General features: G+C 59.8%; 17 protein-coding genes. 8 read left to right on the top strand and 9 right to left on the bottom strand.

The window, feature by feature from the left end; all coding sequences use genetic code 11:
• The first annotated feature begins 23 nt into the window (after positions 1-23).
• Positions 24-2,081: a penicillin-binding protein 1C gene (pbpC, locus tag ACR0AM_RS13885; protein ID WP_480623212.1), complete on the top strand. Its 2,058-nt coding sequence runs from the start codon at positions 24-26 to the stop codon at positions 2,079-2,081.
• Positions 2,082-2,101: 20 nt separating this feature from the next.
• On the opposite strand, the gene ACR0AM_RS13880 is transcribed toward pbpC, so the two are convergent.
• The 4 genes from ACR0AM_RS13880 to ACR0AM_RS13865 are packed head-to-tail and all read right to left on the bottom strand — an operon-like array spanning position 2,102 to position 8,779.
• The gene (locus ACR0AM_RS13880; RefSeq protein WP_480623211.1) at positions 2,102-4,144 is read right to left on the bottom strand and encodes a hypothetical protein; all 2,043 of its coding nucleotides are present in this window, start codon (positions 4,142-4,144) and stop codon (positions 2,102-2,104) included.
• Positions 4,141-6,903 (bottom strand): DUF4159 domain-containing protein, encoded by a 2,763-nt coding sequence (locus tag ACR0AM_RS13875; protein ID WP_480623210.1) that lies wholly within the window; start codon positions 6,901-6,903, stop codon positions 4,141-4,143. The genes ACR0AM_RS13880 and ACR0AM_RS13875 overlap by 4 nt, the downstream gene beginning before the upstream one ends.
• Positions 6,900-7,775 carry a DUF58 domain-containing protein gene (locus ACR0AM_RS13870; RefSeq protein ID WP_480623209.1) on the bottom strand — a complete coding sequence of 292 codons (876 nt, stop codon included), beginning with the start codon at positions 7,773-7,775 and terminating at the stop codon, positions 6,900-6,902. Before ACR0AM_RS13870 ends, ACR0AM_RS13875 begins: the two co-directional genes overlap by 4 nt.
• Positions 7,772-8,779: an AAA family ATPase gene (locus ACR0AM_RS13865; protein WP_480474483.1), complete on the bottom strand. Its 1,008-nt coding sequence runs from the start codon at positions 8,777-8,779 to the stop codon at positions 7,772-7,774. Before ACR0AM_RS13865 ends, ACR0AM_RS13870 begins: the two co-directional genes overlap by 4 nt.
• Positions 8,780-8,843: 64 nt before the next feature.
• Here ACR0AM_RS13865 and ACR0AM_RS13860 point away from each other — a divergent pair, with 64 nt between their 5' ends.
• Positions 8,844-9,419, top strand: coding sequence for a DUF1285 domain-containing protein (locus tag ACR0AM_RS13860; RefSeq protein WP_480623208.1), 576 nt, complete (start codon positions 8,844-8,846; stop codon positions 9,417-9,419).
• Here ACR0AM_RS13860 and ACR0AM_RS13855 read toward each other — a convergent pair.
• Positions 9,402-10,256, bottom strand: a complete 855-nt coding sequence (locus ACR0AM_RS13855; RefSeq protein WP_480474480.1) for a DMT family transporter — start codon at positions 10,254-10,256, stop codon at positions 9,402-9,404. The two genes, ACR0AM_RS13860 and ACR0AM_RS13855, sit on opposite strands and share 18 nt — an antisense overlap.
• A gap of 268 nt (positions 10,257-10,524) precedes the next feature.
• Between ACR0AM_RS13855 and ACR0AM_RS13850 the strand changes: the two genes are divergently transcribed.
• Both ACR0AM_RS13850 and ACR0AM_RS13845 read left to right on the top strand, forming a co-directional pair.
• Complete coding sequence (locus ACR0AM_RS13850) at positions 10,525-11,280, top strand: hydroxypyruvate isomerase family protein (protein ID WP_480474478.1); 756 nt, start codon at positions 10,525-10,527, stop codon at positions 11,278-11,280.
• A 62-nt stretch (positions 11,281-11,342) separates the two neighbouring features.
• Complete coding sequence (locus ACR0AM_RS13845) at positions 11,343-11,573, top strand: DUF2798 domain-containing protein (protein WP_480474477.1); 231 nt, start codon at positions 11,343-11,345, stop codon at positions 11,571-11,573.
• A 43-nt stretch (positions 11,574-11,616) separates the two neighbouring features.
• On the opposite strand, the gene polA is transcribed toward ACR0AM_RS13845, so the two are convergent.
• Entirely contained in the window at positions 11,617-14,418 is a 2,802-nt protein-coding gene (gene polA / locus ACR0AM_RS13840) for a DNA polymerase I (protein ID WP_480623207.1), read from the bottom strand.
• Positions 14,419-14,544: 126 nt separating this feature from the next.
• Positions 14,545-14,724, bottom strand: a complete 180-nt coding sequence (locus ACR0AM_RS13835) for a zinc-finger domain-containing protein (protein ID WP_480623206.1) — start codon at positions 14,722-14,724, stop codon at positions 14,545-14,547.
• Positions 14,725-14,811: 87 nt separating this feature from the next.
• Here ACR0AM_RS13835 and ACR0AM_RS13830 point away from each other — a divergent pair, with 87 nt between their 5' ends.
• Entirely contained in the window at positions 14,812-15,804 is a 993-nt protein-coding gene (locus tag ACR0AM_RS13830) for an ABC transporter ATP-binding protein (protein WP_480555160.1), read from the top strand.
• On the opposite strand, the gene ACR0AM_RS13825 is transcribed toward ACR0AM_RS13830, so the two are convergent.
• Entirely contained in the window at positions 15,801-16,265 is a 465-nt protein-coding gene (locus ACR0AM_RS13825) for a DUF1203 domain-containing protein (RefSeq protein ID WP_480623205.1), read from the bottom strand. The genes ACR0AM_RS13830 and ACR0AM_RS13825 overlap by 4 nt on opposite strands.
• Positions 16,266-16,375: 110 nt before the next feature.
• Between ACR0AM_RS13825 and ACR0AM_RS13820 the strand changes: the two genes are divergently transcribed.
• The 3 genes from ACR0AM_RS13820 to ACR0AM_RS13810 all read left to right on the top strand — a co-directional run bounded on the left by ACR0AM_RS13820 (position 16,376) and on the right by ACR0AM_RS13810 (position 20,848).
• Positions 16,376-19,294: an error-prone DNA polymerase gene (locus tag ACR0AM_RS13820; protein WP_480623204.1), complete on the top strand. Its 2,919-nt coding sequence runs from the start codon at positions 16,376-16,378 to the stop codon at positions 19,292-19,294.
• A gap of 48 nt (positions 19,295-19,342) precedes the next feature.
• On the top strand, positions 19,343-19,756 hold the full coding sequence (locus ACR0AM_RS13815) for a group III truncated hemoglobin (protein ID WP_480474472.1): 414 nt from the start codon (positions 19,343-19,345) through the stop codon (positions 19,754-19,756).
• Positions 19,757-19,909: 153 nt separating this feature from the next.
• Positions 19,910-20,848 carry a DMT family transporter gene (locus ACR0AM_RS13810; protein WP_480494993.1) on the top strand — a complete coding sequence of 313 codons (939 nt, stop codon included), beginning with the start codon at positions 19,910-19,912 and terminating at the stop codon, positions 20,846-20,848.
• Between the two features lie 44 nt (positions 20,849-20,892).
• Here the strand turns inward: ACR0AM_RS13810 and ACR0AM_RS13805 are convergent, their stop codons facing one another.
• Positions 20,893-21,618 (bottom strand): NYN domain-containing protein, encoded by a 726-nt coding sequence (locus ACR0AM_RS13805; protein ID WP_480519540.1) that lies wholly within the window; start codon positions 21,616-21,618, stop codon positions 20,893-20,895.
• Between the last annotated feature and the right edge of the window lie 44 nt (positions 21,619-21,662).

The following is a 21,662-nucleotide window of genomic DNA, read 5'->3' as shown; positions in this document are numbered from 1 at the left end:
ATATCCTTGTTTGGGCGGCGCTCATGCCTAGGGTGCCGCGCCTGTTATTTGCGCTGGCCGGTGCCCTCTATCTGGCGGCGTTGGCGCGGGATGGTGTCGACCGCTGGGTCGACGCCACGGTGCTGCCGCCCGTTCTGACTGAAACTTCGGTCGAGATGCGGGATCGTAACGGTGACCTCCTGCGTGTGTTTCCGGTTGCAAATGGCATCTGGAGGCTGCAGCCCGGCGCGGTCGATCCCAATTTCACCACCATGCTGGTCCGGTACGAAGACAAACGTTTCTGGACCCACGCGGGCGTGGACCCTGTCGCGTTGCTGCGCGCAGCCGGGCAAAGCCTTTGGAATGGGCGCGCGGTTTCAGGCGGTTCAACCCTGACCATGCAGGTCGCGCGGCTGATCGAAGATGGATCGACCGGACGCTGGAGTGGAAAATTTCGACAGATTAGGGTCGCATTGGCGTTAGAGCGGCAGCTGAGCAAGACACAGATCCTGAACCTCTACCTGACCCATGCCCCCTATGGCGGCAATCTGGAAGGTATCCGTGCCGGTGCCCGCGCATGGTTCGGCAAAGAAGCGACCCGGTTGACTGCCGCACAGGCGGCCCTACTGATCGCTTTGCCGCAATCCCCGGAAGCGCGACGCCCGGATCGCAGACCCGAGGCAGCCCAAATTGCCCGAGATCGGATTTTGCACAGATTGGAGCGCCACGGCGTATTGACCAAGGCTGAGATGCACGCAGCCCTGACGGAAACCATTCCTGATCGAATGATCCCGTTTCCGCGCCTTGCACCCCATCTGACCGACCGCGTGAAAGGCCAAACCCTTGCAAACGGTGTATTTGATCTGACCCTGGATGCAGGGGTGCAAGCCCGGTTGGAAACTTTGGTCGCTCGGGCCGCGGCGCGCATAGGGCCGCGCGTGTCCGGAGCCCTGATCGTAGCAGATCATCGCGACGGCAAGATTTTGGCCTCGGTCGGGTCAGCCGGGTATCAGGATGCACGACAAGGGTTCGTGGATATGACCCAAGCCGTGCGGTCGCCCGGATCGACGCTGAAACCTCTGGTTTACGGGCTGGCATTCGATCAGGGGTTGGCCCATCCGGAAACCCTGATCAGCGACAGCCCGGTGATGTTCGGGCGTTACGCCCCGCGAAACTTCGATGGCGTTTTCCGGGGCGATGTAAGGGTTCGGGACGCGTTGCAATTGTCGCTGAATATCCCTGTCGTGCGCCTGACACACGAGCTGGGCCCTGCGCGCGTGATGGCGGCATTGCGGACAGCAGGATCAGAACCGCGCCTGAGCAGTGGTACACCCGGATTGGCAATATCCTTGGGTGGTGTCGGGCTGAGCCTGCATGATCTTGTACAGATCTACGTGACGCTGGCCGCTGGTGGGCAAGGCCCGATCCTGCGCCATGACGCTCTGGCTGATGCACGGCTCACCTCTCGTGTTTTGTCCGAAACCTCGGCATGGCAGATTGCGGATGTCCTATCCGGGATCACACCACCCACGGGCAGCACTTCAGGGACGCTGGCCTTCAAAACGGGGACCTCTTATGGGCACCGCGATGCCTGGGCCATTGGCTTTGACGGGCAACATGTCATCGGGGTCTGGCTGGGACGCGCGGATGGCACACCTGTTCCCGGCGCATTCGGAGGGGACGTTGCCGCGCCGCTTCTGACCGAGGCTTTTGGCCTGTTGAAACCCGAACTCACGCCCTTGCGCCCACCGCCGCCATCAACACTGTTGGTTGGCGCGGCGCAATTGCCGCAACCGTTGCAACGTTTCCGGCCCCGCGCGGCGGCTTTCGAAACGGACCAAACCGCACCTGATCTGTTGTTTCCACCGGAAAACGCTCTGTTAGAGACTTTCGGTAGCCCTCTGACAGTGAAACTACGCGGTGGTGTCGGGCCGTTCTCCGTTCTGACTAACGGCGTGCCTGTATTGACCGGGCAACGGCAACGAGAATTCGAAATTCCCAATCCCGGACCCGGATTTACCTCGCTTGTTGTGGTGGATGCACAGGGCCAATCCGACCGGGCCTCGTTCCGGATCGACCAGAGCGCGCCCGGTTCCCGTTAAAAAACAGCAACGGGCCAGCGTTAACGCCGCCCTTCCCGCAGCCAACCACCTAGCAGGAACCCCCCAGCCAGCAGCAAGACAAGCCAGGGTGGCAGCAACCCGGCCTGCGTGACATCCCGCGTTTCATACGCGTTGCGTGGGGTCAGCCCGATCCAGCCCCGACCGGCGGCGGGGCGTCCGGCGCGCACGTTGCGGATCGATGGCAGCCCATCTTCCAGCCGGATCACACCGCCCCGCAACCCGGCCAGCACCGGTTCGAGGACATCACCTGTCGCGATGGTACGCTCGAACTCTTTCGGTGCAGCAGGGCCAAGGCCGATCACAGCCATGTGGTCACCTTCCTGCAAGCGATAAAGGCCGATCTCAGGGCCGTAATACTGCGCTTCAAACCGACCCGGAGAAACCTCTTTCAAAGTAATCTCCAACGTCTCGCCATTCGGCAAGGTGACTGTTACAGGGCCGACCTCTGTCCCAAGCGTCTGACGAATGATGCGCATGGACTGACCGTTGGCCTCGGCCCACAACGCCTCTTCTTCCAGTTCCGGTTCTTTCATCATCCAATGGGCCAGCCTGCGCAACAACTCCAGCTGCGGGCCACCTCCTTCGAAACCGCGACTCCAAAGCCAGGCGTGGTCGGACGCAAGCATCGCAACGCGCCCTTCGCCAACACGGTTCAGGACAAGCAGCGGACGATCCTCGACCCCGGTCATCAGCACGTCGCCCGAGCGGTGTTTCACGTCGATCTGACGCAACCACGCCCCCCAATCCTCGGACTCTCCAAGATTGGTCGTGACCGGGTGACGATGCCCCAGATCACTGACCATCGGCACATATCGTTCCTCGATCACCCGCGCGGTTGGCTGGGCCGGCAGAACTGGCGCCAAGGGAGAGCGGAAGATGCTGTCGGCACCGGCGAAATCGGGACCGGCGGCAACCAGGACCGCGCCGCCTTCGTTGATGTAGCTTGTGACATTGTCCAGATAGATCGCAGGCAGAATCCCGCGCCGCTTGTAGCGGTCAAAGATGATCAGGTCGAAATCGTTGATCTTTTCCAGAAACAACTCGCGAGTCGGAAAGGCGATCAGCGACAGCTCGTCAACGGGCACACCGTCCTGCTTTTCAGGCGGGCGCAGGATAGTGAAATGCACCAGATCAACAGAACTGTCAGATTTCAACAAGTTACGCCACGTGCGACCACCCGGATGCGGTTCACCCGAGACCAGCAGCACACGCAGGCGGTCCCTTACGCCGTTCATCTGGATCAGGGCCGTGTTGTTGCGATCAGTCAACTCGCCTTCAGCCTGAGGGACAGAAAACTGGATCACGTTGCGCCCACCATGGGGCAAAGTGACGGGCAGTTCGACATCGCGACCGATTGGAATGCTGAACTGCTCGGGCTCGCCCCCATCCACCGAAATTTCCAACGGCGCTGATGTTGCACCTGCAGGGGCTGCTCCGCTGTCCTCCACGCGCAGGGTCAACGTCACCGATTCACCAATGATGGCGAAAGCAGGGGCGTTTCGGACAATAAGCCTGCGATCCCAGTCGCTTTCCCGCCCCGTTTGCAGCAGGTGCATCGGTGCGGGCAGATCCAGGGCCTGATCGACATCATGCACAATCCCGTCGGACACCACGAGGATACCGGCGATGCGCGCGCGCGGCTCTTCCGCCAGGGCTTCGTTCAGGGCTGCCATGATCTGCGTGCCCTCATCGCCTTCACCATCGCCGACCCGGATGCGTCGCAGTTCTGTATTGTCGCGTGCCTCGATCTCAGCGGCCAGATCTTCTGCGGCCATTGCCGTTTGTACCACCCGGTCTGAAAGCGTCTGGCTGGCGCTTTCATCCTCGAACATCAGAACGATATCTGTCAGCGGTGCACGATCCTCAATCTGGTAGACCGGGCCGGACAGCGCAGCGATGATCACCAGCACCGCCAACCCACGCAAGGCCCATCCCGACAATCCGCGCCACAAGGCCAGCGCGACCCCGGCCACGGCAATCATACCCACGACAAGCAGTATCGCCCACGGGATCAGCGGATCAAAGATGACGGTTCCTGTCATTGTCCCAACCTGTCCAGAAGGGCGGGCACGTGAACCTGATCGGATTTGTAGTTCCCCGTCAGCACATGCATCACCAGATTGACACCAAAACGATTGGCCAACTCGCGTTGCCTTTCCCCGGCATAACCGCGCCCGACGGGCAACAGGGCCTGCCCGTTGCGATCCACCGCCCAGGCACCGGCCCAGTCATTGCCGCCAATGACCACCGGCGTCACATTGTCGTTCAGATTGCGGAAGGGCATCCCGTCGATCTGTTCTGCATCCAGCGGCGCGGCTTCGACCCAAACCTCGGTGCCTGAATATCGGCCCGGAAAATCCTGTAGCAGGTAGAACGTGCGTGTCAGAACATGATCGCGCGGAATCGGCTCTAATGCGGGTATATTCAGCGGTCCGGCCAGTTGTTGCAGTTTGCGGCCATTTGGGCTGGAGGCACCGAAACCCGCGATATCCGCGTCACGCGTGTCAAACAGGATCATCCCTCCGGACCGCAGATAGGCGTTCAGCTTGACATAGGCCTCGGCCGAAGGTTGCGACTGGTTCGCCGAGATCGGCCAATAAAGCAACGGAAAGAACGCCAGTTCATCCCGTTCCAGATCAACGCCGATGGGGTCTGCCGGTTCAACCGATGTGCGATAGAGGAGGGTTTGACCAAGCCCCCGCAACCCGGCTTGCGCAATATCATCTACTTGCGCATCGCCAGTCAGGACATGCGCCAATACCAGTTCGTGGGTCGCAGCCAATGCAAACTCGGTGTCCTCAGGCGTTTGTGCGTGACCTTCGGGTACCAGAAGGAAACCGGCCAGCGCCAAGGCCGTCGTCCGGGCCAGACCCAACCTGCCCGACAAAGCAAGCGATGCAATAACATCGATCGTCAGCAAAACCAGCGCAAGGCTGAGCAACAGACCGCCGAGCGGCATTTCCGTGCTGACCTCCTGCCCTTTGATCGGCACATTTGCGGGCCAGACAACAGGACGCAGCTGAGTTTCTTCCGAGACGACGTTCAACGCCAGCTTCTGCTTGCCACTTTCATAAAGACCCGGGCGCAGTTCCGGCCCGATCTGGCCCGATATCAGCTCAACCCCGTCGACACCGGCCAGGGTTCCGGCATCTGACAATGTGCCAAACCCGTCCATGATCTGTACCGGCTCCCATGTTGTTCCCAGTAACTGAGCCTCTTGCCGTGACTTTGCGGCCGAGGCCACGGCCAGCCGATCCAGCATTTCAACGAACAGGCCCGACAGTGGCAGGCTGGACCATTCTGCATCGGCGGTCACATGGAACAACACCACCTGCCCCAATCCCAGCGCCTTACGTGTCACCAAAGGCGTGCCGTCAGACAGCGAGGCAATCACACGATCCGCCAAGTTAGGGTCTGGTTGCGCCATGACCTGAGTGGAAACGACCACGTCATCAGGGATGTCCAATCCATAGAAAGGCGAGGTTTCGGGGAATGGTGCCAGGGTCTTGGCCTCACCCCAGCTCATCGCGCCGCCGACAGATCGCCCACCGCTGCGCAGCCGCGCAGGCAGCAGGGTGTCTTCGGTGTCACGCCCAAGATCGCTGGCCGCCATACGCGGGCCGGCAAAGCGCAGCAGCAAACCGCCCTGTTCGACCCATTCAATCAGGTCCGCCTTTTCAGGTTCCGACATCTGGGCCACATCTGACAGAACAATGACATCCGGATTGGCGGGCAGAACCTCAGTCAGACCGCCATCGACGAAATCCGCCGTGGGGCTCAGGACCTGAGTCAGATAATGCAGGGGTGACAGCAGCTCCAGACCTTCGCGGTTCAAACTCCCGGCAATCAGCGCGACCTCACGGCGACGCAGGCTGTCATCGGTCAAGGTCACGGTCCCGGCGGACCTTTGGCCCTGGATTTCGAACCGCGTGATCCGGGCGCGGAGTTCGGATGGCAGCGCCAGATCGACCTGCGCCGATGAATCCCCGGCTTCAAGGGTCAGTTCCACAGAATGCAGCACTCGGGCAGTTCCCGCCGGGTCGCGCCCTTGTGCCAATACTGTCACACGTTCCTCGGGGCCGGGGCCTGCGCGCTGCACTGTCACTTTGATCAGCCCATCCTGATAAGCCGCTGGCAGGATCGCCATGGGCCGGGACGCCGCCTGATACACCACGACATCGCCACGAGCCTGCAAGCTGGAGACCAGCGCCGCATGATCCACATAATCCAGCCGGTCACTGAACCAATGGGTGTCAAAACCCCCATCAATCGAATTTAACGCCGCAATGGCCTGTGCGATCTGAGGTTCGGTCGGCTGCCATGGGTTGGGCATCAGTCCCGGCAAATGTCCCCGCCAAGCCTCGGCCCCCTGAAAAACGGGTGTTTCCGGTTCGGTCAGGCGCAGGATAGCCACCGTGCGCCCTGCGCGACCGGCCTCGGTCAGTTGCGCATCGATCTGATCCAGCGTGGCCGACCATCGGGTCGCGCCTGCCCAACTGGCGTCCAGCACCATCAGCAGCGGCCCGGACCCGATCTCATCCCGCGACGGGTTCAGAACCGGACCGGCCAGACCTATGATCACCGCCGCAGCTGCCAGCATCCGCAGCAGCAAGAGCCACCACGGCGTGCGGTCCGAAACGCTTTCGTCATCCTTCAGGCCCAGCAGCAGCGTCACCGCCGGGAACATCCGGCGGATCGGCGCGGGCGGCACCGCGCGCAGGATCAGCCACAGGATCGGCAGGGTCAGAAGACCCAGCAGCACCCATGGAGCGGTAAAGCCGATGCCTGCCAGAACCGTCATCGCGTTCCCCCGTCCAGCGCACGGTATATCCACAACAGTGCCGCTTGTGCGCTATCGCCCGTGTGATGCAGGCCCATTTGCCAGCCAGTCGCCCGGCAAAGTTGCGTCAGCGCATCCTTACGGTGGGCGAGGCGTTGCAGATAGCGGTCCCGCAGCTCTGCCGCCTTGAGCGTTTCGTGTCGGACGGACCCACCGACGCTTTCGAAAATCGTACGTCCACGATAGGGAAATGTCTCTTCTCCCGGATCAAGCACCTGAAGGATCACGCCGCGAACACCACGGTCGGCAGCTTTGGTCAGGGCCAGTTCAACTTCATCCATTGGACCAAGAAAATCTGAAATGAACACGGCACGGGCATGCGGGATCATGGCGCGATGTTCGGGTGGCGCGTAATCCGATTGATCATCCTCGGACCAGGCTTGCGCCAGCCGGATGATCTGTGCATTGCCACGCCGGGGTGGCAAGGTCGTCCCTGTCAGGCCCACACGTTCACCGCCGCGGACCAGCAAGATGGACGTTGCAAGTCCCAATAGCCGGGCGCGATCCGCCTTGGTCGGCAACGATATGTCGGACGCAAACCGCATCGACGCCCCCTGATCGACCCAAAGCATTACCGATTGCGCGATCTGCCATTCGCGTTCCCGCACATATTGCTGATCTCCACGCGCCGAACGACGGTGGTCGATCATCCGGCGGCTGTCCCCGATCTGCGCAGGGCGGTATTGCCAAAAATCATCCCCCATGCCAGAGCGCCGCCGACCATGGTCTCCCAGCAGAACGGTGCCAGCCAGATGTTCGGCCCGCGCCAAAAGGGGCGGCAGCCGCGATGCCTCGGCCTCGGATCTTTCGCGAAGGGTCAGCGCGGCATTCACGCCGCCGCCTCGGTCCGGATCAACCCGACAGCGGTCGAGTCGATCAGGTCAGCCAGACTGTCACCGCGTGCCCGTGCCGCAAAGTTGAGAGCCATCCGGTGGCTAAGCACCGGGCGCGCCATATCCAGCACATCCTCGGCATTGGGTGCCAGACGCCCCTGCAACATCGCACGTGCCCGAACCGTCATCATCAGCGCCTGCGCAGCGCGTGGACCAGGACCCCACGCGACGGTTTCGGCAACCCGTTCGGATATGCCAGCTTCTTCCGGGCGGAAGGCCCGCACCAGATCAAGGATCAGCTCCACAACCGAGTCCCCGACCGGCATCCGACGCAACAGGACCTGCGCTGCCAGCAGTTCTTCCTTGCTGAAAATCTGGTACGCTTTGTCTTCTTCAACACCGGTCGTGGCCAGCAGAATATCCCGCTCGGTCTGGCGGTCGGGGTATTCTACATCGATCTGCACCAGAAACCGGTCCAGCTGCGCTTCGGGCAGGGGATAGGTGCCTTCCTGTTCGATCGGGTTTTGCGTGGCCAGAACATGGAATGGCACACCAAGGGAACGGTCCTCACCGGCTACTGTCACCGTACGCTCCTGCATCGCTTGCAGCAGCGCGGATTGCGTTCGCGGGCTTGCCCGGTTGATCTCGTCCGCCATCAGCAGCTGACAGAAGATCGGGCCGGGAATGAAACGGAAATGGCGGCTGCCATCGTCGGCCGTATCCAACACCTCGGACCCGAGAATGTCAGCGGGCATCAGGTCGGGCGTAAACTGAATGCGATTGCCATGCAGGCCCATCACGGTCGACAGTGTCTCGACCAACCGTGTCTTACCCAAGCCCGGCAGACCGATCAGAAGCGCGTGACCACCGCACAAAAGCGCAGCCAGAGTCAGGTCCACGACCCTTTCCTGCCCGATGAAGCGGCGGGTGATCGAGGCCTTGGCCTCTTGCAGCTTGTTTTCCAGCGCTTCGATCTCGGCTACGAGGTCGGCAGGTTCGTTCATGACTTTCCCTTCCGTGGACGAATATGATTGAAGTGTATCGCGCTGAGAGGAAATGGCAAAAGCAATGAGCGGACAAAAACCTGTGAAACCCTCGCCCGACGGACTAGCCGCATCGGTAAAAGCCGCCAAAACCCGGGGTTTACCGCCCGTTCACCTGTGGAATCCCCCGTTTTGTGGCGATCTGGACATCCGTGTCGCAAAAGATGGTACATGGAGTTATTTAGGCTCGCCCATCAATCGGTTCGAGCTTGTGAAGCTTTTTTCCTCAATTCTTAAGAAAGAAGACGGGAAATACTATCTGGTCACGCCGGTTGAAAAGGTGGGAATCACTGTCGAAGACGCGCCTTTTATCGCCGTGGATTTCGAGCAAACCGGCGAAGGTCACACGCGGAACCTGACCTTTCGCACACAAGTGGACGACGTCGCTGTTGCAGGGCCCGCGCATCCGATCCGGATTGTTATCAATCCTGAAACAGAAGAACCGTCACCCTACATACTGATCCGCACGAACCTCGAAGCGCGCATAGATCGCAAAAGCTTCTATCGCCTTGTCGAGATTGGTAGCCACTATGAGGGCTGGTTTGGTGTCTGGTCAGGCGGGCGGTTCTTCCCGCTGATCCCTTCAGCCGATTTTGGTTGACCGCGGTGCGCGGTCCTGAGCCAGCACGACGGCCAAAGCGACCACGCCCGCGCCCAGCGCACGGGTCCAGTTCCAGCCCTCCCCCAGCATCAGCATGATCAGCATCACGTAAAACGGGGCAATATTGATGTGAAACGAAGCCAGCGCCACGCCCAGCTTTCCCACAGCCGAGATGAACAACACCTGGCTGAGCCCCAGTGATATCAAGGCATAGATCCCAAGCATCCCCCATTGCTGTCCATCAATGGCCGCGGTTGGCAGCACATCCATGCCCAGCTGGGCCGCCCCAAAACTCAGCACCGCGGCCATGAGCAACCCACCGACGAAGGTAATCGTGCAGCGCCCGATCTGACTAAGCTCCGGGAAGTCGCGCGCAGTGGCCATGCTACCCCAACAAAACAGGCCCGTTGCAAGGATCGCCAGAACCGCACCCAGCCCCAGCTGTTCGGGCGCGGCGGTGCTGGTTGCAATCAATCCACCCAGAACCGACACCAGAACACCCAACGCAAAGGTCCACTTCAGCCGTCGGGTTCCTGCCATCAGTTCCAGTACTGTTGCAAGCAAGGGCGCACAGGATGCAATGATCGCGACCGTCACCGGATCCGTCATTTTCTGCGCGACGATCAGCAAAAACATGGCAAAGCCAAAACCAAAGCCGCCGACAACCATCGCCCGACCCCATCTGGCGCGTAACACTCTGCTTGGACCGTCCAGCAGAATCCAGACCGGAATCAGAACGGCAACCGCCAGCACCAGGCGCGCGGTCAGCAATGCAACAGGGGGCCAGGTTTGCAGCAGAACTTCGGCCGCCGGGAAACCCGCTGCCCAGGTAATCATGGAGGCAACCGCCAACCCATTCCCTGACAACGCAGAGTTTTGACCGCCGGGCAGAGCAGTAGTTGCCCCGCGTACGGGTTCCGGGCTCATCGCCATTGGATTCGAACCTTTTGTTAAGGCGGCACCCGTAATGACGCGCCGCGCTGAGCGGACCCTTGCTGATTCGGTGCAGGCGATCTGGTCGATTTTCGACAATCTGTCGTTTTCGATCCCTTCCCCAAAAATCATCCCTTGGTTATGGTCGGATAACCACAACCGCTGACCGCCTATGCCCAAATTTGCCGCCAACCTTTCGCTTCTGTTTACCGAAATACCTTACCTGGAGCGGTTTCAGGCGGCGGCAGATGCCGGGTTCACCGCAGTCGAGGTTTTGTTTCCCTACGACATCGCCGCGACGGAAACCCGTCGCGCTTTGCTTGCCAGCGGGTTGGAGCTTGTGCTGATCAACGCGCCACCGCCCAACTACACCGGCGGTGCGCCGGGTTACGCAGCGATCCCCGATGGTCAATCGCGGTTCCAGTCGGATATCCGCCGTGTCCTGCGATATGCCGGGGTGCTGCGCCCCGGCCTGATCCACATCATGTCCGGATACGCCACAGGGCCGGATGCATTGAATTGTTTAGTGCAAAACCTGCAATGGGCCGCCGAATTCGCCCCACAGCAAAAATTCACCATCGAACCGCTCAACCCGGTTTCACAGCCCGGGTATTTTTTGAACGATTACGATCTGGCAGCAGATGTGCTCAACCAGGTGGATCGCCCGAATGTCGGCCTGCAATTTGACAGCTTTCACGCTCATATGATCCATGGCGACGCGCTGGCTGTCTGGGACCGCTTTCATCCGCAGGTGGTCCATGCCCAAGTTGGCGCAGCCCCGAATCGCACGGAACCGGGTCGCGGACCAACGGATTTCAAGGCCTTGTTCTCGACCATGGACGCGGTAGGTTATAGCGGCTGGGTCAGCGCGGAATACACACCCACAACACAACGCACCTGCGACACACTTGACTGGATGCGGGACTGACACTGGTAATTTTCATTCAAATACCGCACATCAGCGGCATTGTGACCATTAGGATGCCTGCCATGATACCAGCCCGCTATGCCCGTGCCGTTTTCAGCCTGATCATGTCCGGCCTCATGTCCTTGATTGTAACAGGGATCGCGACGGTCAAAGCGATTGGGTTTAACCCTGGCACAGTTGGCGACTGGATGGCGTCCTGGGCTTTTTGCTGGCCCATCGCCTTCACCGTAATCCTGCTGTTTGGCCCGTCTGTGCAACGAATGGTGAACCGCATGGTCAGGCCACAGGGCTGACCCGCTGCTAGGACAGCCCGCCGAGACCTGATGAACAACGCCGCTAGTGCGCCTCGGCCCAGTTCGCACCCTTCCCGGCATCCACGACCAGCTTCACATCCAGCTTGACCGCAGGATCCGAGGCGCCCTCCATCACGTTACGGGCCACGTCGATCACCTGATCCACCGCATCTTCGGCCACCTCGAACAACAACTCGTCGTGAACCTGCAACAGCATCCTGGCAGGCAATCCGGCGATCGCGTCCGGCATTCGCACCATCGCGCGCCGGATCACATCCGCCGCAGTACCTTGAATTGGTGCATTGATCGCCGCCCGGCGCGAGAACCCGGCATGTGGCCCCTTGGCATTGATCTCGGGCGTGTGGATCTTGCGTCCGAACAGGGTTTGCACATAGCCGTGCTCTTTCGCGAATTCGACTGTGTCGTCCATATAGCGGCGAATGCCTGGGAAACGTTCGAAATAACGATCAATAAAGCCCTGCGCCTCGGCCCGTGGAATACGCAGGTTCCGGGCCAGTCCAAAACCCGAAATGCCGTAGATCACACCGAAGTTGATTGCCTTTGCCTGACGGCGGATATCAGGCGTCATCTCACCCAACGGCACATCAAACATTTCGGACGCAGTCATGGCGTGAATATCCAGCCCGTCCGAAAACGCCTGTTTCAGAGCCGGAATATCAGCGATATGGGCCAGAATCCGCAACTCGATCTGGCTGTAGTCGAGGCTGACCATCACATTGCCCGGCTCGGCGATGAATGCCTCACGAATACGCCGCCCTTCTTCTGTCCGCACCGGAATGTTTTGCAGGTTCGGATCGGTCGAGGCCAGACGCCCCGTGTTCGCTCCGGTGATCGAATAAGACGTATGCACCCGGCCTGTGTCGGGGTTGATATGGGTCTGTAGCGCGTCGGTATAGGTCGATTTCAGCTTGCTCAGCTGCCGCCAGTCCAGAACACGGCGCGGCAACTCGTGTTCGGTTGCGAGGTCTTCCAGAATATCTGCCCCGGTCGAGTATTTCCCGGTCTTGCCTTTCTTCCCGCCTTCCAGACCCATCTTGTCGAACAGGATTTCGCCCAACTGAGCGGGTGATCCGACATTAAAGCGTCCCCCGGCCAACTCGTGAATTTCAGCCTCTAACCCGGCCATTTTCTGGGCAAATGCGTTGGACATCCGGCTCAGGACATCTCGGTCGACCTTGATGCCATGCATCTCCATCTCGGCCAGCACCGGCACAAGCGGCCGTTCCAGCGTCTCATAGACCGTTGTCACCTGCGCCCGATGCAATTGCGGTTTGAACAGCTGCCACAAACGCAGGGTGATGTCCGCATCTTCGGCGGCATAGGCCGTGGCCTCGTCAATCGCGACCTTGTCGAAGGTGATTGCCGACTTCCCCGACCCCAGCAGCGGTTTGATCGGGATCGGTGTGTGGATCAGATAACGTTCGGACAGAGTGTCCATCCCATGCCCATGCTCACCGCCATGCATGGCGTAGGACATCAGCATCGTATCGTCGAGGGGTGCCACGTCGATGCCATGCCGCCTGAAGATCTTGGCATCATATTTCACGTTCTGCCCGATCTTGAGGACCGACGGATCCTCAAGCATCGGTTTCAAAAGCCTCAGGGCTTCTTCCAATGGCATCTGCCCCTCGGCCAAAGCATCCGACCCAAACAGATCATCCGCTGATCCATCGCGGTGGGTCAACGGGATGTAACAGGCTTCTCCGGCCTCGACACACAGCGAAATACCCACCAGACCGGCAATCATCTCGTTCAGGCCCGTGGTCTCTGTGTCTACAGCAACCCAACCACGCTCATAGGCCTGGTCAATCCACTTTTGCAGGGCCGCTGCATCACGCACGCATTCGTATTTCGAACTGTCAAACGGGATCACCTCGGCCTCGACCTCTTCCACCGCTGGCGCAGGGGCGTCGGCAATCACCGGAGCCTCAACCCCCAGCTTGTCAGCGATACGCTTGGTGAGGGTGCGGAACTCCATCTCGGCCAGAAACGCCAACAGCGTGTCTGCATCGGGGTCCCTCACCTCAAGGTCATCCAAGGTGAAATCCAGCGGAGTATTCTCATCCAGTTGAACCAGTTTCTTCGAAAGCTCGATCTGGTCTCGCATTTCGATCAGGGTCTGGCGGCGTTTGGGCTGCTTGATCTCATCTGCCCGGTCCAGCAGGGTTTCCAGGTCGCCGAATTCATTGATCAGCAAGGCCGCCGTCTTGACCCCGATCCCCGGCGCGCCAGGAACATTGTCGACGCTATCACCAGCCAACGCCTGAACATCGACCACACGTTCCGGTCCGACCCCGAACTTCTCGACCACGCCATCCCGGTCAATGCGTTTGTTCTTCATCGCATCCAGCATTTCGACGCCGTCACCGACCAACTGCATCAAGTCCTTGTCGGAACTCACGATGGTCACGCGGCCACCGGCATCCCGTGCCTGAACAGCGAGGGTCGCGATGATGTCGTCAGCCTCATAGCCCTCCATCTCCTTGCAGGCGATATTGAACGCTTTCGTCGCCTCACGGGTCAGTGGCATCTGTGGGCGCAGGTCCTCGGGCATCGCCTCGCGGTTGGCTTTGTAGAGGTCGTAAAGATCGTTCCGGAAGGTATGGGAGCCCTTATCAAAGATCACCGCCACATGGGTCGGCGCATCTGGCCCCGTATTTCCCTCGACATATTTCTGCAGCATGTTGCAAAAGCCCGAAACAGCCCCAATTGGCAACCCATCCGACTTGCGGGTCAGTGGCGGCAGCGCATGATAGGCCCTGAAAATAAAGGCCGATCCATCGATCAGATGCAGGTGACACCCTTTTCCGAAATTCGTGGTCATTTCGCGCCCTCTCTGATCATTTGCGAAAACACTAATGCCACGGGCGCAACGATAGAGCCACCCGCACCGCGGCCGCAATCTTCATCTTTTCATAAATACTCAATGCCCGCACCGGGCAACACGGGCTCAGGCGTCAGTCTGATGCCCGGCCAGAACATATTTGCAGTCGCAATAGGGGCACTCGACCCAGCCAGTGTCTTCGGGGATCTGCAGCCACACGCGCGGATGACCCAACGCACCGTCGCCGCCATCACAGGCAACACGGGCGGTTTCGACGATCTTGGTTTCCGGCGCTTCGATGGTCACGGCTGGCGATCCTTCTTCGGTTGTCGGCCTCGCGGGCATGTATTAGGTGCGTTTATGAGCGATGATCAAACCGGGGGCAAGTGCCACATGTATGACGCGGCAATCAGGATCGAAGGGCTGCGCAAAACCTATCGCGGTGGCAAGGGTCAGCCCGAGAAACATGCGCTGAATGGCATTGACCTGACCGTCCCGCGCGGCTCGGTTTTTGGTCTGCTGGGTCCGAACGGTGCAGGAAAATCGACCCTGATTAACATCCTGGCTGGTCTGGTGGTGAAATCGGCGGGCCGCGTAGCGATCTGGGGCTTCGATCAGGATCAGAATCCACGCCAGTCACGATCGGCCATTGGTGTGATGCCGCAAGAGCTGAACCTCGACCCGTTTTTCACCCCGCGCGGCGCGCTTGAGGTTCAGGCTGGTCTCTATGGTGTTCCGAAATCCGAACGGCGCAGTGATCGGATTCTGGAACTGGTCGGTCTCAGCGACAAGGCCGAGGCCTATGCCCGCACTCTCTCGGGTGGAATGCGGCGGCGGTTACTGTTGGCCAAGGCACTGGTGCATCACCCGAAAATCCTTGTGCTTGATGAGCCGACAGCAGGTGTGGATATCGAACTGCGCCAAATGCTCTGGGCCAATGTTCGCAAGCTGAACGAACAGGGCATGACCATCATCCTGACCACCCACTACCTGGAAGAAGCGCAGGAGATGTGCGACGAGATCGCCATTATCAACCACGGTGAAAAGGTCGCGCAGGACAGCACCGCCAACCTTTTGGGCCGCATGGATAGCCGCACTATGGTGATTGTGCCCGACAGCCCGATCATTGATCTGCCTGCGTCAGAAGGCGTCGAGGCAGCTCTCCGCGATGATGGCAGCCTTGTCCTGCAATACCGAAACATCCAGACCAGCGCCGAGCAGGTTCTGGAATCGGTGCGCGCCGCGAATATCCGCATCCGCGACGTCCGCACCGAAGAGGCCGATCTTGAGGATGTATTCCTTGCCCTGACCTCGTCCCGTACCGAGGATCATCCGGCGGATGATCAGGATCAGCCACGCCGGGGCATCCACCGGGTCAAGCTTTAGGCGCGGTCTATTCGCGCCTGATAGCAGTTATTCCGCGCAGACCGCACGTGAATATAGGCGACGTCGGATCGGGAAAAGATTTCCCTGACTTTTGCGCCGATCTGGTCCGTCGGCGTGACCGCCCCGGTGCCATAGACGATCCTGTCATCCGCACCGTAGCCCTTGATCAGATAGTCGGGCGAGGTGGTCAGAATTTCGGGCAGCGCGTCTTCCTCGTACCGTTCACACGGTGTTGCACACAGAAAGATCGGGCCGGTTTCCGCATAGGGATGTGTCTCTGAAAAGGGCCGATGCGCCAATATTAGCATCTCATCGCCCTCTGGAATATGTCGCAGGCAGTGGCGGCACGGGTTACCTGTACCCGTCGACACAGCGCGCTCCGGCGTTGAACCATATGCATCCGGGCCACCCGCCTGAAGAGCGCGTACATCGTTTGTGGGCAAAGCGGTGATTTTGAACATCTCGGATCTCCTTTTTTGCTGACCATGCCCGTGTGACCGGACCCAATCGACCCGTTTCCTGCGCAAAGGACTCGAAAAAGAACAAAACGTGAATATAATATGGAATCGCCATGTATGCCGAGCTGTCGATCACGTCGAATTTTACCTTTCTCACCGGGGCCTCGCACCCCGAGGAGTATATGGAGCGTGCCGTCACCCTGGGTCTGCCTGCCATTGCGATTGCCGATGACAACTCGGTCGCCGGGATCGTCCGCGCCCATACTCAAGCACGCGAGATCACCCGCAAGGTCCGCGAACGGCTGGCGTGGGAGGCGCAGAACACATCCATCGGTCCACCCTGCCCCGATCACATCCCCAAGCCGCCCTCCTATCCCATCCACGCGGTTCCCCGCCTGATCCCGGCGGCGCGGCTGATCTTCACCGATGCGCCCACTGTCACCGCCTTACCCCTGAACCGACAGGGCTGGGCCAACCTGTGCCGCATCCTGTCCAGGGGTCGCCTGCGCGCCGAGAAAGGCGATTGCATCCTGCACCTGTCTGACCTGCTCGAATTTTCCGATGGCCTCCACCTGCTGCTGTGGCCACAGACAGCGGGCTCTCCAGGCGGCGCGGGCGCGTGGCGGACACAGGCGCAGCAGCTGACGCGCCGCTTTGCCGGGCGGATGCATCTGTTGATGCACCCTCGGTATGATGGCGCCGATGGTTCGTATTTCTCTTTATTAGAGATTGAGGCAAAACAGCTTGGCATCCTCACGCTCGCCAGCGCGACACCGCTGATGCACCACGGCACCCGCCGCAAACTGGGCGATGTGCTGACCGCCATCCGCCTGCGCCGCAAAGTGGACGCATTGGGCCGGGACGCTTTGGCCAATGGTGAACAGCGCCTGCGCTCCGAGGCCGAGATGCTACGCATCTTCAAGGGTCATGAAGGTGCCGTTGCCCGCGCCCATGTGCTCAGCGAAGAGTTGAAGTTCTCGCTGGGTGAGCTGCGTTATGAATACCCCAGCGAGGGCAGCGAACAGGAAACCCCGACCCAGCGCCTGCACCGTCTGGCGCATGAGGGGCTGAAATGGCGCTATCCCGCCGGGGCGTCCGAAAAGGCGAAAAAAATGCTGGCGCATGAGCTGACGCTGATCGGCAAGCTGAAATACGAACCCTACTTCCTGACCGTCCGCGATATCGTCCATTTCGCCCGTTCGCGCAGCATCCTGTGCCAGGGGCGCGGGTCAGCGGCCAATTCGGTCGTCTGCTTTTGCCTCGGCATCACCGAGGTCAGCCCCGAGATGGGCACCATGGTGTTTGAACGCTTCGTCTCCGAGGCGCGCGATGAACCGCCAGACATAGACGTCGATTTCGAACATGAACGCCGCGAAGAGGTGATCCAGCACATCTATGACCGCTATGGCCGCGAACGCGCAGGCCTTTGCGCCACTGTCGTGCATTATCGCGGCAAACGCGCAATCCGCGAGGTTGGCCGCGCCATGGGCCTGACCGAAGACACGATCTCGGCACTTTCCTCACAGCTTTGGGGGTTTTTCTCGGCCTCGGGGCTTGAGGCACAACGGATGCGCGAAATTGGCCTCGACCCCGAAGATCGGCGCCTGAAACAGACTTTAATGCTGGTTTATGAGATCGACGGCTTTCCTCGTCACCTCTCGCAGCATGTCGGCGGGTTCATCATCACCGAGGGTCGGCTGGATGAGCTTGTCCCCATCGAAAACGCCACGATGGAGGGCCGCACTGTCATCTGCTGGGACAAAGATGACATCGACAGCCTTGGCATCCTTAAGGTCGATGTCCTCAGCCTCGGGATGCTCACCTGCATCCGCAAGGCGTTTGACCTGATCGGCCAGCATCACCAGACCAGCTACACCCTTGCCACCCTGCCGCCCGAGGATCCGGTGGTCTATGACATGCTCTGCAAGGCGGACAGCATCGGCGTGTTTCAGGTGGAATCACGTGCACAGATGAACTTCCTACCGCGAATGCGGCCGCGTAATTTCTATGATCTGGTGATCGAGGTTGCCATCATCCGCCCCGGCCCCATTCAGGGCGACATGGTCCACCCCTATATCCGCCGCCGTAATGGCGAGGAGGAGGTCTGCTTCCCCTCGGACGCGCTGGGCGAGGTATTGGGCAAAACGCTGGGTGTGCCGTTGTTTCAGGAACAGGCGATGCAGATCGCCATTGTCGGCGCGGGCTTCACCCCGGAACAGGCCGATCGGCTGCGGCGGTCGCTGGCAACCTTCAAGAAACATGGCAATGTCAGCGAATTCCGCGCGCTCTTTTTGCGCGGGATGAAACGCAACGGGTATGAACAGGATTTCGCGGAACGTTGCTTTTCCCAGATCGAAGGCTTCGGCTCGTACGGTTTCCCGGAAAGCCACGCGGCCAGTTTTGCGCTGCTGGTCTATGCCTCTGCCTGGATCAAATGCCACCATCCGGGCATCTTCGCCTGCGCCCTGCTGAACTCGCAGCCGATGGGGTTCTACGCGCCGGCCCAGATTGTGCGGGATGCGCGCGAACATGGGGTGCAGGTGCGCCCGGTCTGCATCAATGCCAGCTTTTGGGACAATGTGATGGAGCCTGATGGCCATGGCGGTCTGGCGCTGCGGCTGGGCTTTCGCCAGATCAAGGGCCTGAGCGAGGAAGACGCCAGCTGGCTGACCGCCGCACGCGGCAACGGCTACACCCAGGTCGACGATGTCTGGCGCCGCGCAGGCCTTGGGCCGTCGGTGATCGAACGGCTGGCCGAGGCTGATGCCTTCGCCGCCTGCGACCTGACCCGGCGCGAGGCGCTCTGGCAGGCTAAGGCAATTGCCACCGCCAAACCTCTGCCACTGTTCTCGCAGGACTTGGAGGGCGAGGCGCTGGATGAACCCAAGGCTTACCTGCCACAGATGACGCTGGGCGAGCAGGTGGTCGAAGATTACGTCGCCACCCGCCTCAGCCTGCGGGCGCACCCGGTGGCCCTGCTGCGGCATCTGCTGACGCCGGATGGGCGCGACAAAACCACCTCTGTTCCGTAACGCCGGAACACCCTATCTGCCGAAAACAGAGTCGAAATTCAGGCTGTCATGACCAGACCCATCCTTCCCCCGCGCTTTCCCGCGACGCCCGAGCAGATCAACGCGCAAGTTCGCGCCTTTTATGCCCGTGTCCGGCAAGACGCGGTTCTTGGGCCCGTATTCGCAAACCACGTCACCGACTGGCCCGCGCATGAGGACAAGATCGCCGCCTTCTGGCGCAATGCCATCCTGTATGAGCGCTGTTATGACGGTAATCCGCAACGGGTCCATATCGAACGGCCCGATGTGAAACCGGAATTCTTTGCCCATTGGCTGGATCTGTTCGAAGAGGTCGCCACCCGGACCCTGCCCGCGGAAACGGCCACCCCATGGGTCGCCTTGGCCCGCCGCATCGGTGTCGGTATGAAGGCAGGTGTTCAATCCGCACGACAGCCCAAAGATGCGCCGCCGATCCTGCGATGATCCCAGATCATGGTGGTTTTGACATGTTAGCGGTAAAATAAGGGCTATTCGTGCCCTCAGAATAGGGTTAAGCAGCAATAAAGACAGCCGGGAACCCTGCCTGCGCTGCCACGATGTATCGTCACCACACCAACATAGGCCGAGGCCGGATCGATGAGCGCTCAAAACAACACCCTTCGGGGGCTTGGCTATGCATTTCTGGGATTTGCCGTCTTTGCCAGCCACGATGCGCTGATCAAGGTGCTGGGCGGCACCTATTCAGTGATGCAGATCATCTTTTTTGCCACGCTGTTTTCTTTCGTTCCAATGGCGGTCACGATCCTGACCGACCGAACGACGGGAAACTTTCTGCCGCATCACCCATGGCTGGTATTGCTGCGCTCGGGCCTGATGGTTACGGCCATGTCCTGCGCATTTTACGCGTTTTCGGTTCTGCCACTGGCCGAGGTCTATTCCCTGCTGTTTTCTTTCCCGCTGATCGTCACGGTACTGTCGATCCCGATACTGGGTGAAGTGGTCCGCGTCCAGCGCTGGGCTGCGGTTGGCGTCGGCCTAATTGGCGTCCTGATCGTTCTGCGCCCCGGTGCAACGGATATCACATTGGGCCATATGGCCGCCCTGATGGCCGCCTTCTGCAGCGCCTTCGCCTCGGTTCTGGTGCGCAAGATCGGGAATGAGGAACGCTCGGCCGTGCTGATCCTCTATCCGATGCTATTGGCCATCGTTGTGATGAGCCTTGCCCAACCGGCTGTATATCAGCCGCCTTCCCTGCTGCATCTGGCGATGATGGCGCTGGTCGGGGTGTTCTCGGTCATCGCGCAACACCTGATCATTCTGGCCTACCGCGCCGCGCCCGCCGGTGTCGTCGCCCCCAGCCAGTACAGCCAGATCATCTGGGCAACGCTGTTTGGCATGATCTTCTTCGACGAGCGCCCTGACATCTGGGTCGCCGTCGGGGCCAGCATAATCATCGCGTCCGGCGTCTATGTTGTTTGGCGAGAAAGCCGGGCCAACACCACCTCGGTCAACACCCCGGTTCTGCGGGTTCGTTCACCCCGGGCAGACACAGGGGCAACACGGCCTGGAAAGTAGGTCATGATTAATAGTGGAAATCATCATAAACACAAAAAACGCAGTCAGCTGGCTTTGAGCCTGATCCTGAAGCCACCGTTTATTCCTTCTTCTTCGAATTTTCCCGTTGCACGCACCAAATCGCTCAGCTTCGCGTAGCCGTAGGAACGGGGATCGAAGTCAGTGTATATTTTGCTAAGCTGGCTTCCCACTTGCGCCAGCTTAACCCATCCATCCGGCTCATCGGCGTTTTGAACAACGTTGCGAATGAGCTGGTAAGCATGATTCAATTCTTTCCTTTGCTTTGAGCTTTCGGTCTTCTTTGCCTGTAGGGCATCCTCCGCTTGTTTCTCGATGTTTTCTATATAAATAAACCTGTTGCAGGCAGCGACAAATGCTTTGGGCGCTTTACGTTCCCCGATACCAAAAACGTCTAGCCCCTGCTCACGGATGCGGCTGGCAAGGCGCGTAAAATCACTATCTGAAGACACCAGAACAAATCCACTGAACCGATTGCTGTGAAGGATATCCATCGCGTCAATAACAAGAGCTATGTCGCTGGAGTTCCTTTTGGATGTGTTAGCGAATTGCTGGTGTGGAACAATGGCGTATTGCGCCAAAGATTTGCAGTCCCATCCTTGGGGCGACCCACCGGAAAAATCTCCGTAAATCCGTCTTAACCCCGCCTCACCTAAAGTGGCGATTTCTTCAAAGATCCCAGCGGCATGCTTTGCAGGCACATTTTCAGCATCAATCAAAACCGCTAGCCGGTCCGTATCCCCTTTAGTCAAATCAATTCCTCAACACAAAATTTAATTCGTAATGAGGAATGTAG

The organism is Ruegeria sp. AD9, assembly GCF_056542305.1.
This window is presented reverse-complemented; position numbering and strand designations above follow the sequence as displayed.